The sequence below is a fragment of the Hymenobacter sp. AT01-02 genome (genome assembly GCF_000961955.2).
Taxonomy (GTDB): domain Bacteria; phylum Bacteroidota; class Bacteroidia; order Cytophagales; family Hymenobacteraceae; genus Hymenobacter; species Hymenobacter mucosus.
In genome coordinates, this window is the sequence record NZ_JZIR02000216.1 from 1 (window position 1) to 2,141 (window position 2,141).

Sequence of the window (2,141 nt, forward strand, 5' to 3'; positions counted from 1 at the left end):
ATCTAGCGGCCCTCAGAACGTATTGGGGTCAATCATGACCACTACTGTCGACCCTAGTGTGGAGGGAGCTCTACCCTTTGCTGGTGCTGCTAGCCAATTGCCAAACCGAGGTAGCCGACACTACACCGCATCCAGAATCCATTGAAGCTATCAGTTACAGCACTGAACTGCTCTGCGCCGGAAATGAACACAGACTCATCACGCTTCACGTTAACTGCTGCTACCCCCCTGCGCTACTGGTGTGTTACTTTTCTTCCGCCAGCCACTGCATTGCCCAATACTGCCCAGGACCAAAAAACAAAGGCAGTAGGCGCTCAGGTAAGCGCAAGCCGTTGGCACTATTCGTCAACAGCAGCAGACTTTCCTTGGTGTCAGGAAATGCCATGAAAAAACCCTGGAAGTCCCCATTGTTGCCCCAGTGCCACAAGGCCGGTCCGTGGCTGGTTGCAACCAAGCCTACTCCGCAAGCCCAGGCCACAGCTGCATCCGCGGGGCTAAGCGAGGTGCTGCGGCACCGCGAAGCAGAATTACTAGGCGTACGTATTACTTGATAGGAAGCCGGCTGTAGGCCTCGACCTGTTGTCAAGGCTTGCAGAAAGATAGCGTAATCGGTGGCTGTGGTGAGTAGGCTATAGGCTCCGTAAGGCTGGCTGAACTGCTGGATAGTGGTAGGTTGGCCTTTCTCATCATGACCGGTGCAAGCGGTAGTCGAAAAAGCCGCGTGCCACACAAAACTACTGTGAGCCATGTGCAAAGGCTGAAATACTTCTTCCTGCGCAAGCGTCTCCAATGATTTGCCTGTTAGGTGTTCCAGCACTTTCTGCAACCACACGTAGCCTTCGCCTGAGTAATTCCAACAGCTGTCCGGGGTGTAGCGCAACGCGAGCGGTGAGGCAGACCAGTTTGGACTAAGCGGAGACTCGGCCCAGTTCGGTAAGCCCGTGCTGTGGGCCAGAGCCATACGGGCCGTAATGGCCTGCGCGCGCGGGTCTTGCTGGAGTCGGGGGTAAGGGCAGTAGCGCAATAGGGGCGTGTCAAGCGTCAGCAGTCCCCGGTCACGGAGGCGCAAGGTGATGTAGGCCAGCACTATTTTCCCCAAAGAAGCCGCTTGAAACGTGCTGGTTGCCGTGACAAGCTGCGAAGTGCCAGCTTTGCGCACGCCCACGTTGTACGAGGTCACGGTTGGCCCGTGAGTATATACTAGCTGCATACCGGGCACGTTGGCTTGGCGAAGCGCTTCCGTGAGTACGTGTTGCGGTACGGTGCTAGCTACTCTTCTTGGATTAGATTGCGGGCGGCTAACACGTTGTCCATAGCACGACGAACCGGCACCGATGCCAACCAGCAACCAACATACCCAGCACAGCACCCGGAAAAGCCGTGTCGATACTCGGCAAACAGAAGAGGCTGCCCCACGAGGAATAGGGCATGTTTGGCTAGCTGGATTCATGTGAGAATAGTGGGTAGCGGGTAGCAACACCGCAGATATAAGCGGCTGATACATTAGAGGAGACACCGTAGGGAAGCAGTTGTAAAGCTAGAAGCCTCGTCACAGAATATAGCTACTAGCTTTTCAAAGAAAGATTTTTCCAATGCCTGCCACTGACGAAGTGCCCATCACCGGGCAGTCTGCTTCAGTAACTGGCCCAAGAGAGCATTCAAGGCGGCTGGTCCGCCTGGGCCGTACAGAAACCCGTGGCCGCCCGTAGGCAGGGAGGCAAAGTGCCACTGCCGGGCTATGTTTTGCTGTTGCGAGTAGGTAGCTAGCACTTCGTGGTGCGCAACCTGTTCGTCGTCCTGGGCGTGCAGGGAATATAGGGCGCGCCCCGGCGCAGGCTGCCGAACTTCAGCGGGCCAAAAGCACTAGTCGGCTTAGCCGAAAGGGCGAAGAATCCGGCAAAGCCAGCCGGAGATTGGCAGGCATACCAATAGGCTGCTGTGCCACCATTAGACATTCCCCCCAGGTACACGCGCTGGCGGTCTACGTGGTAGCGTTGCTTGACGTGCTTGACCATGGTCCGAATATTCTCCAAAGCGACTCGCTGCTCTAGCCAACCAAATGAACGACGCCCGAAGGGGTAGAGCACCAACGCATTTTGCGCAGCCGCAGCGGCGAAAATGGGTTCATGGGTCACACCAGG

Annotated in this window: 2 protein-coding genes; both read right to left on the minus strand. The window is 56.4% G+C overall.

The genetic code is table 11. From position 1 onward, the window contains the following. Positions 1 to 244 precede the first annotated feature (244 nt). Positions 245 to 1,504 carry a serine hydrolase domain-containing protein gene (locus tag VI25_RS22515; protein WP_082455823.1) on the minus strand — a complete coding sequence of 420 codons (1,260 nt, stop codon included), beginning with the start codon at positions 1,502 to 1,504 and terminating at the stop codon, positions 245 to 247. A gap of 259 nt (positions 1,505 to 1,763) precedes the next feature. Then, positions 1,764 to 2,141: prolyl oligopeptidase family serine peptidase (locus tag VI25_RS22520; RefSeq protein WP_152981787.1), on the minus strand; the 378-nt coding region annotated here is incomplete at its 5' end.